The organism is Pannonibacter sp. I15F10I1, assembly GCF_900185665.1.
Lineage (GTDB): Bacteria > Pseudomonadota > Alphaproteobacteria > Rhizobiales > Stappiaceae > Pannonibacter > Pannonibacter indicus.
In genome coordinates, this window is the sequence record NZ_FYAN01000016.1 from 91246 (window position 1) to 100663 (window position 9418).

The 9418-nt window shown below is 62.1% G+C and carries 7 protein-coding genes and 1 tRNA gene; 1 reads left to right on the forward strand and 7 read right to left on the reverse strand.

Annotated features, from left to right (window positions below; all coding sequences use genetic code 11):
- Positions 1–78: 78 nt before the first annotated feature.
- The 3 genes from IF10I1_RS11700 to IF10I1_RS11710 are packed head-to-tail and all read right to left on the reverse strand — an operon-like array spanning position 79 to position 5323.
- On the reverse strand, positions 79–3171 hold the full coding sequence (locus tag IF10I1_RS11700; protein ID WP_186392908.1) for an efflux RND transporter permease subunit: 3093 nt from the start codon (positions 3169–3171) through the stop codon (positions 79–81).
- Positions 3168–4253 carry an efflux RND transporter periplasmic adaptor subunit gene (locus IF10I1_RS11705; protein ID WP_186392909.1) on the reverse strand — a complete coding sequence of 362 codons (1086 nt, stop codon included), beginning with the start codon at positions 4251–4253 and terminating at the stop codon, positions 3168–3170. Before IF10I1_RS11705 ends, IF10I1_RS11700 begins: the two co-directional genes overlap by 4 nt.
- Positions 4250–5323 carry an efflux RND transporter periplasmic adaptor subunit gene (locus IF10I1_RS11710; protein ID WP_186392910.1) on the reverse strand — a complete coding sequence of 358 codons (1074 nt, stop codon included), beginning with the start codon at positions 5321–5323 and terminating at the stop codon, positions 4250–4252. The genes IF10I1_RS11705 and IF10I1_RS11710 overlap by 4 nt, the downstream gene beginning before the upstream one ends.
- Before the next feature lie 108 nt (positions 5324–5431).
- Between IF10I1_RS11710 and IF10I1_RS11715 the strand changes: the two genes are divergently transcribed.
- Complete coding sequence (locus IF10I1_RS11715; RefSeq protein ID WP_186392911.1) at positions 5432–6043, forward strand: TetR/AcrR family transcriptional regulator; 612 nt, start codon at positions 5432–5434, stop codon at positions 6041–6043.
- A gap of 87 nt (positions 6044–6130) precedes the next feature.
- Here the strand turns inward: IF10I1_RS11715 and IF10I1_RS11720 are convergent, their stop codons facing one another.
- The 4 genes from IF10I1_RS11720 to IF10I1_RS11735 form a co-directional block, all read right to left on the reverse strand.
- A complete protein-coding gene (locus IF10I1_RS11720) occupies positions 6131–6559 on the reverse strand; it encodes a hypothetical protein (RefSeq protein ID WP_186392912.1) in 429 nt (142 codons plus the stop codon).
- 35 nt (positions 6560–6594) lie between these two features.
- Positions 6595–7737, reverse strand: a complete 1143-nt coding sequence (gene tcmP / locus IF10I1_RS11725; RefSeq protein WP_186392913.1) for a three-Cys-motif partner protein TcmP — start codon at positions 7735–7737, stop codon at positions 6595–6597.
- The gene (locus tag IF10I1_RS11730; protein ID WP_186392914.1) at positions 7737–8504 is read right to left on the reverse strand and encodes a DUF5131 family protein; all 768 of its coding nucleotides are present in this window, start codon (positions 8502–8504) and stop codon (positions 7737–7739) included. Before IF10I1_RS11730 ends, tcmP begins: the two co-directional genes overlap by 1 nt.
- Before the next feature lie 369 nt (positions 8505–8873).
- Positions 8874–8963: transfer RNA gene (locus IF10I1_RS11735), tRNA-Ser, on the reverse strand.
- Positions 8964–9418: the final 455 nt, after the last annotated feature.

Here is a 9418-nt window from a genome sequence, read left to right on the forward strand (position 1 = left end):
TTCCTTCTCCCTTGAATTAGAAAACGGGCGGCCAGTCTTCCGATTGGCCGCCCGTCTTCTTTCATCTCACCCCTGACCTCAGGCGTGTGAGGCTCCACCCTCGTGCGCGTCACCATGCGGCTCTGACGGGCTGTCATCGCGCGGAATGCGGAACCAGGCCACATAGAGCGCGGGCAGGAACAGGAGCGTCAGAACCGTGCCCACCACGATGCCGCCCATCATGGCATAGGCCATCGGCCCCCAGAACACCTCGCGGGAGATCGGGATGAGCGCGAGCGTCGCTGCCGCTGCCGTCAGCATGATCGGCCGCATGCGGTGCTCGGTTGCCTCGATCACCGCCTTCCACGCCGGCATGCCCTCCTGCCGCAGATGCTCGATCTGCACCACAAGGATGACCGAGTTGCGGATGAGGATGCCGATGAGGGCAAGGATACCGAGGATGGCGACGAAGCCCATCGGTGCATTGCTGAGCAGCAGCGCCGCCACCACCCCGATGAGGGCAAGCGGTGCCACGGCGAACACCAGAAACAGGCGGCTGAAGCTCTGCAGCTGGATCATCAGGATCGTGGCCATGATGAACAGCATCAGCGGAGCCACGGCCGCAATCGGCCCCTGCGCCTCGGCGCTCGATTCCACCGAACCGCCGATCTCGATGTTGTAGCCAGCCGGAAGCTCCTTCTGGAACTGCTCCAGCTGCGGCTTCAACTGATTGACAATCGTCGCCGGCTGGGTCGATCCGATCACCGCTGCCTTCACCGTGATGGTGGGGATGCGGTCACGGGTGGCGATCAGCGGCTGTTCCACCTCATTGCGGAACCGGGCGACCGTCGACAGCGGGATGGACTTGCCGCTGGTGCTGGGCAGCTGCAGGTTCTTCAGCGTCTCGACGGAGCCCCGCTCGGAGGCCTGGGCGCGGCCGATGACATCAATCAGGTAGATATCGTCCCGGACCTGCGTTGCCGAGGAGCCCTGCACGATGCTGCCCAGTGCCGAGGCAATATCCTGCGAGGAAATGCCGAGCTGGCGGGCCTTGTCCTGCAGCACATCCACCTTCACCACACGCGTGGGCTCGTTCCAGTTATAGGCGACGTTTGAAAGCAGCGGATGGGCGTTGAAGATGGTGCCGAACTTCTGCGCCAGCTGGCGCACCTGCTGCACGTCCGGGCCGCTGATGCGGTACTGGACGGGCTTGCCCACCGGCGGCCCGATGTCGAGCAGCTTCACGAAGACATCGCTGCCGGGAAAGGTCTTCGCCGCATAGGCCTGCAGATCCGCGCGCAGCCGGTTGCGGGCCTCCAGATCCTTCGTGACGATGACGATCTGGCCGAACCACGGGGCCGCCGCCTGTACGTCATAGGACAGGATGAAGCGCGGCGCGCCCTGGCCGACATAGGTTGACCAATGGTCGATATCCGGATTGCCGGCCAGCTTTTTCTGCTCCAGCTGGGCCATCTGACGGTTGGTTTCGGCAATCGTGCTGTTCTGAGGCGTGTTCCAGTCGATGATCAGTTCGACGCGGTCGGAGGCTGGGAAGAACTGCTGCTGGACGAAGTTCATGCCGCCAACCGAAAGGCCGAAGGCCGCAACAGTCAACATGATGGTGACCCAGCGCCAGCGCATGGCAAGCTTCAGCATCCAGGCAAAGGCCGCAGCGGTGCGGCCCTTTTTCTCGTGATGCGCCTTCATCGTCTTCGGCAGGATCGTCACACCAAGGAGGGGCGTGAACAGAACCGCCACGATCCAGGACACGATCAGCGACACGGCAATGACGACAAAGAGCGTGAAGGTGAACTCGCCCGCCGCACTGCTGTTGAGCCCCACCGGGATGAAGCCCGCAACCGTCACCAGAGTGCCGGTGAGCATCGGGAAGGCGGTGGACGTGTAGACGTGGGTGGCCGCTTTCCTGAGGGTGTCACCCGCTTCCAGGCGCGACACCATCATCTCCACGGCGATCATGGCATCATCCACCAGAAGGCCCAGCGCGATGATCAGTGCGCCCAGCGAAATGCGCTGCAGCGAGATGCCGGTGTATTCCATGAAGACGAATGTAATGGCCAGCACCAGCGGAATGGAGATCGCCACCACCAGGCCGGCGCGCATGCCAAGGCTGATGAAGCTGATCGCCAGAACGATGGCCACCGCCTCGAACAGGGCCTTGGTGAAGCCGGAGACAGCCTCCTCCACCACTTTGGGCTGGTTCGACACCAGCTCCACAGTCACCCCGACCGGCAGATCCCGGACGACGCGCTGCAATTCGGCTTCCAGCTCCTCACCGAAGGTCAGCAGGTTTGCCCCTGCCTTCATGCCGATGGCAAGGCCGATGGCAGGCTGGCCCTTGAAACGGAACAGTGAAGACGGCGGGTCCACATAGCCGCGGCTGATCGTGGCAATGTCCGTCAGCGGGAAGTAACGGTCATTCACACGCAGGTTGATCGCCTTCAGGCTTTCTTCCGAGGTGAACTGGCCGTTGACGCGCAGGGCGATCCGCTCGGCTCCGGCCTCGACGAAACCGGACTGGGTGACAGCGTTCTGCGCCTGCAGGGTCTCGACGATGGCCCGCTGGTCGATGCCCAGCGCCGCAATCTTGCGGGTGGAGAACTCCAGAAAGATCACTTCGTCCTGCGCACCCAGAATGTCGATCTTGCCGACATTTTCCACGGTCAGCAGCTTGGCGCGGGCATCTTCCACCAGATCGCGCAGCTGGCGCTGGGTCAGGCCATCCGACGTGAAGGCAAAGATGTTGCCATACACATCGCCGAAGGAATCGTTGAAGAACGGCCCGAGCACACCGCTGGGGAACTCACCCTTGATGTCATTGATCATGTTGCGGACGCGCAGCCAGTTGCCGGTCACGTCCTTCGCCTTTGTCGTCGGCAGAAGCTCCACGAAGACCGTCGTCTGGCCGGCCCGCGTTTCGCTGCGGGTGTAGTCCAGCGCCTCCAGCTCCTCGAGCTTGCGCTCGATCCGGTCCGTCACCTGCAGCCGCATTTCCTCCGCAGAGGCGCCGGGCCACTGGGCGCTGACGATCATGGTCTTGATCGTGAAGGCCGGATCTTCCTCGCGGCCAAGGTTGATATAGGAGAAGACGCCCGCCAGCAGGAAGACGATCATGAAGTACCAGACGAGGGAACGGTGCTCCAGCGCCCAGTCCGAGAGATTGAACTTCTTCACTTGACCGTCTCCTGATCAATTCGAATGGCCTGGCCTTCCGTGAGCATGTTCACACCTGCCACGACCACGCGGTCGCCCGCCTCAAGCCCTTGCAAAACTGCAACCCGGCCGCCTTGAGCGGCCGTTTCATCCACGCTCACCTTACGGGAGACCACCTTGCCGGCGGCCTCGTCCACCACCCACACCGACCGCGCATCCCCTTCCGCGCGGATGGCGGATGCCGGAAGCCAGAACCGGGCTTCGGAGTGGACATCGGCAAAGGCCATGATGACGGCACCCAGCCGCAATGCCTCGGGCGGGTCCACCAGTGTCAGCCGCACGCGCCGGGTGCGGGTCGCCCCGTCAGCCTCCGGGCCGATTTCGCGCACGATGCCTTTTGCCTGCACCCTGGGGTCGAGCTGCAGGGCCACACCAAAGACGGCCCCCGGCTTCAGCGTGCCGCTGGCTTCCTCGGGCACGTCGATCACCGCATCGCGCTCGTCCGGCTTGGCAACCGTCACCACGGTCTGCCCGTCGGTGACGACCTGCCCCACTTCCGCCGAGGTGCCTGTGACAACTCCGTCGAACTCGGCCAGCAGGCGGGCATAGCCCAGCTGCTCCTGCGCCTTGTCCAGATTGGCTTTGGCCCTTGCCACGGCCGCCTCGGCAATCTTGCGGTCCTGCTCGGCCGTCTCGAAAGTGGCCAGAGCACCGGACTGGCGCTCGAACAGGGTCTTCTGCCGCGCTTCGGTGGTGATGGCATTGCTCAGCTGGGCATTGGCATTGACCAGATCGGACTGGGCGCTTTTCACCGCCAGTTCCAGTGACACCGGATCGATGGTGGCGAGCACATCGCCCTTGCGGACGATATCGGCCGTCTGCACATCGCGGGTGACGATGCGGCCGAGCACGCGGAAACCGTAGTCCGTCTCGACACGGGCCGCGACGGTGCCGGGCAGGGTCAGACGGGTGGCGGGCGCTTCCTCCACCCGCACGGACAGCACCGGGCGGACCGGCGCAGCCTCTTCGGCCTCATGCGGCTCGCATGCCGCCAGAGAAAAGCCGGCGAGCAACAGGAATGAAAGACTGGCAGCGCGTCTCATTGGGCGGCCTCCTCAAAACTGACGGTTTCGCCGGGGCTCAGAAATTTGGTGCCGTTGATGACCACCAGTTCCCCCGCCGTGACGCCTGAGGCGACCGTGAAGGCACCGCTGCTATAGGCCAGCACCTCGACCGGGCGCAGCAAGACCTTGCGCTCTGCCGGGTCCACCACCCAGACAGCCGTGCGCCCGGCATCCGAGGCCATGGCCGCTGCGGGAAGTTCGATCACAGGCACGGGCTGATAGCTCAAGGTGGCGGTCACCGGACTGCCAAGGCGCAGGGAGGCGGTGTCCTCAAGCTGCATCTTCACCCGGATCGTGCCGGTGGACGGGTCAATCGCCGGGGAGATTTCGCGGATGACCGCCTTGGCAGGCGTGCCCCCGCTGAGGGGCGAGACCAGCACCAGCGGTTCCAGCTTGCGGTCCAGAAAGACCGATTCATCCAGATTGAGCACCACGTCGAGCGGGCCGTCATGAGCAAGGGAGAAGACCTGCTGCGAGGCCTGCGCCACCTGCCCCACCTCGGCGCTGCGGGCGGTGATGACCCCATCAGCATCGGCCTTGAGGCTGGTCCGCTCCAGCGCATCGCGCGCCCGGCCGGCCTGCGCCCGCGCGGCTTCCACATTGGCCTGCGCGCGCGTCAGCTGCTCCTGGGCGCTGTCCAGCGAGGCCCGTGTGGTCACCCCGCTTTCGAACAGCCGCTGCTGCCGGTCAAAGGCCTGCTGCGCCTGCGTGCGTTCGGCCATGGCGGAATTGAGCGAGGCAACCGCTACGTCCAGATCCGCCTGCTGCTCGCTCGGATCGATCCGCGCCAGCACCTGTCCGGCGGTGACGCGGTCGCCCACATCCACCAGCCGCGCGATGATCCGGCCCGTCACCTGAAAAGAGAGGTTCGACTGCACCCGGGCGCGGATTTCCCCCGTCGCCGTCACCGTGTCCGGCACGGAGACCTCGTGCACCTTCGTCACCTGAACCAGCCGTTCAGGCTTCTGTTGCGGCTCACCCTGCGGTCCGCAGGCGGCCAGAAGAACGGCAGCGAGCGCCCCGGGAAAATGTGTGGCTATCCGTCGCATGATTGCCCCTTCGTAGAAAGATGCGGCAAATTATTATTGACTGACTCGAAGGTCAATGAAAAAACAGCAATCAGGTAAATGCCGCGCCCAGAACAGGAATAAGGACAAATGAAGGCCAAGCTCACCCGCGCCGAACGCAAGGCCCTGCGCCCGGCCCAGATCCTGGATGCGGCCTTTGAGGAATTTGTGACACACGGCTTCACCGCCGCACGGGTGGAAGACATCGCCGAGCGCATCGGCGTGACCAAGGGCACGGTCTATGTCTACTTCCCCACCAAGGACGAGCTGTTCACCGCCATGCTCAATCACATTGCGGTGCCGCTGGAAGATCTGGCAGCAGAGACCCGCAGCCTCACCGGCACCTGTGCGGAGCGTCTGCAGCGGCTGATCCTGCTCAGCTATGAAAAGGTGGTGGAGGACCGGCGCATGCGCGAGCTGATGCGCTTCGTCGTTTCGGAGAGCAGCCGTTTTCCGCAGGTCATCGATCTGCACCATACCCAGTTCGTCGAGCCGCTGATGGACCAGATCCAGCGCCTTCTCGACGAAGGCATTGCCTCAGGCGAATTCCGCAAAAGCCCCGCCGCCACCGCCAGCGTCATCGCAGGTCCCGTGCTGGCCATGATGGTCGAACACCTCATCTTCGCCGGCCGCCAGCCCATCGGCCTCGACACCCACATCGCCGGGCATCTGGATCTGGTGATGACGGGGCTGAAAGCGTAGAGGACACGCCGCTGCAAGCACTGGCCGTTGTGGGGCTGCTGCTAAGGGGAGTTTTGAATTGCCCTGCGTTTCGTCGGCACCTCCGGGTTAGGTTTCCTGCAGTCGTATGAACTCGATGAAGGGCTGCCGCCGAGATTGCAGTTGGACGAGCTCCTGCCACCATTCCCGAAACACGACGTGGTCGTCGTCAATTTCATCAATCGCAAGAACGAGGCGGATCAGCGAGTCTACCAGCTTCTTTCCGAGAAGTTCCGGCTTTTCGAGGGCGTTTTCGGCGCCAGCGACAAAGTCCTGGGCACCATCGAGTCCGGCGTCGATTTCGAGAAGCGGATCGCAGGCATCTATCAGGAGTGCCGCCAAAACGATGTTAAGGAAATTGCATTTGCGGCGCTTGACGAAGAGCAGGAGCGCATACGGCGGGAGCTCCAGCACCTCGACATTGAATATGTTTACAGGGCCGGCGAGGCCAGTGCCAGTTTCAATCCTAGACGTATATTGGTAGCGGAAGCAATCCAAGCGTTGGCCGTGCTCGAACTAGACGCCCAACCTTCTTATTGCCCGTCAGACCAGAGCTTTGTCTCGGGCACCGGCGTCCGTTTCCCGTCAGGCAGGTCGTAACGCAGCAAGCCAGCCTTCCGGCTTGCCGCTGCGATCTTGTTCAAATGGGTCGTGCGCACCGGAACCTGCTCCATGACCTGACTGGCGACTGCTGCGAACGCGATCCCTGGCCTCTGTGACACCGCTCGCAGCAACAGTTCCGTGGCACAGCCGACATGGGCCGAACAGCCCACCCCGTCGCGATCAGTCTCGAAAGCAATGATCTGATCCTCGGGGAAGAGCTGGGGCTGCCCGCTTTCCTCGGTCCGGATGTTGTGACGGGTACGAACCGCCTCCTTTTCCACCTTCTCTTGAACGGTCCGGAACACCTCAACACCGAAACCGCTGTGGGTGCCGAGGATCAGACGCATCTTGATCCGTTCTTCGCGAGGCTTCCGGATGGCCATATCCGTGAGATATGTCGCGACCCTTGCTTCCTTCATCTTTGCTTTCAGAAGCTGCAGAATCTTCGTCTCATTTGAGCCTTCGGTCATCGCCTCGAATGACGCCTTCCAGGCCGGGTCAGCCAAGAATCGGCCCACAGACTCGGCAACGCCGTCCCAGCCGGCATGGCGGTTCACTTCCTCGGCCATGAAGTTGAACAGAAACTCGCCGTTCAAGGCTCTGAGGAAATCGAAAACCTTGCGGGACTCAACATTCCATCCGGTCGGATCGATGAACGTGAACGTGAAGCCATCGCGACAGGCTGAGCGGATGGCATCAAGGTTGTCTTCGAAGGCGCCCGAAAAGACCTGGATGTCGAATGCTGGTTTCTGGGCCGCAAACTCCTCTAGCTTGGCGACCGAAGCCGGGTTCCGCTCACAGAAGCGGAACCGCACCTTGAGGCCGGTGCGACCCATGCCAATGAGCGAGCTGCGTACGGTTTCGAGTGTTTCGATCGCCTGTGAGAACGAGGCATCGGAGTACATGTTGGTGTCCGATACCCGCCAGGGGCCTGCAAATGCGTCAACGAAGTTGAAGACCGGCGATCTGCCTTGAAAAAGCTTGTAGGCTGCGGCCTCAAGATACTTGTTGAGGAACAGGTGCTTGATGAAGGACTGCTCGCGTCCCTGGTAGTCTTCGATCCGAGGCGGCATCAAGCATCCTCGGGCTGCAAAGCGCGCATGATTGGCTCAGGCACGATCTGCCACGGAAAGCCGTTCCATTCCTCCCCATCGAGCAGCCGTCCGCCCGACTTCGGACGGGCGCCACCCCATTGCTTGAAGAAAAAGGCTACCTCGTCACGGTCGCAGATGTCCCGGATCTGTCTGGCCCAGCTTTCGTCCATGGGGCGAGCCCGCGGCCCGCTCTCGCCGCCGACGATGGCCCATGCGATACCGCTTAGATCGACGTCGCCGATGGGCCCCAGTAGTGGCTCGAACGATATAAAGCGCGCATCGGAGTTGATCTGCTTCAGATGCTCGATCCGGCTCGTGTGAGCGGCGTCCTCAACCGATACGCCAAGCCAGATATGGCGCGGAACCGACCTGCCATCATACCGCTTCCGGACATAGTTGCGCATCAGGGAGCTGCGCTTGGTCAGCACCTGATAGACATGCCAGTTCGCCTGCTCCATGGCATCGAACACCTTGTCGATGAACATGCGGTCGATGTCCTTGTGGAACAGGTCGCTCATCGAGTTCACGAAGATCATCCGCGGCTTTTTCCACTGCGCGGGCTGCATCAGCCGTGAAGGCCAGAGCGTCAAGTCGAAGCCTTGTTCGTAGGGGTGTCCAGCAACCCCGCGCCAACGTTCCGCAAAGCGCTCGGCGTAACAATTGTCGCAGCCAGGGCCGACCTTGGTGCAGCCCGTCACCGGGTTCCAAGTTGCGTCAGTCCATTCGATTTCCGACGTTTGCGCCACGGAGCTGCCTCGTAATTGGACCTCATCCTATCCGAGGTTCGACGCAGAACAAAGAACGAACCTGCGACCTTCGAACAAGAGTTTGCTGCTTCGATTCAACAGCCTATTTGAAAGCGATTGAGGTTTCGTTAACCAAAGAAAACTCGAACTCCCGCCCCTGCCTGATCGTCTAACCGCATGAAGAAGCGAGGGTTTCTGTCCGCATTGTGCGGGCTTCAGCCCTCAGGTCGGGAGAGAAACGGGCCATTCGGAGAATGTGGCCCGGAGTTCGCGGGCGACGAAGTGCAGAGGTCGACCCTGCAAAGCCTTTGAAAGGTTGCGCTATCTGCTGCCGCGCAGTGCGCTGGGAGACGCTTCATTTGAAAGTAATGGCGGAGAGGGTGGGATTCGAACCCACGGTACGGTTGCCCGCACAACGGTTTTCGAGACCGTCCCGTTCAACCACTCCGGCACCTCTCCGCGGCACACGTCAAACGTGGTCTCAAGTGGCGCGGAACATAGACAAGGGTTCCGACCCCCGCAAGAGGCAATTTCGGCTTTTGCCGGTTTTTTTGCCATGCACAGCCGGGACCGGCAGAAAGCCTTGAGCGGCAAGGGCTTGAGGGTGTTTTCAGGAGCAGCAGGCTTCACTTGTGTGTCCTTTGCCACTCAGCCGCCTGTCTCCCGGTGATGCAGCAGACCGTTCCGGTCAAAGCCGCCATGCGCCAGGCTGTCACCCTGGTTTGCCGCAAAGCGGCGAGACCGGGAACCAGTAACCCCGGCCTTCACCGGCATGACTTCCGGGGATACTGTTGGGTTGGACGGCCCCTACGGCATCGATGTGCCAGAATGAGGTTGTTAGCGATCTCAAACGAAGGAGCCGTCCATGAGTGATATTATTCGAATTGGTATGGATACGTCCAAGACCGTTTTTC

Excerpts from the sequence above, each read along its gene's own strand:
- IF10I1_RS11705 (WP_186392909.1), bottom strand. The coding sequence starts at position 4,253 with ATGAGACGCGCTGCCAGTCTTTCATTCCTGTTGCTCGCCGGCTTTTCT.
- IF10I1_RS11710 (WP_186392910.1), bottom strand. The coding sequence starts at position 5,323 with ATGCGACGGATAGCCACACATTTTCCCGGGGCGCTCGCTGCCGTTCTT.
- IF10I1_RS11715 (WP_186392911.1), top strand. The coding sequence starts at position 5,432 with ATGAAGGCCAAGCTCACCCGCGCCGAACGCAAGGCCCTGCGCCCGGCC.
- tcmP (WP_186392913.1), bottom strand. The coding sequence starts at position 7,737 with ATGCCGCCTCGGATCGAAGACTACCAGGGACGCGAGCAGTCCTTCATC.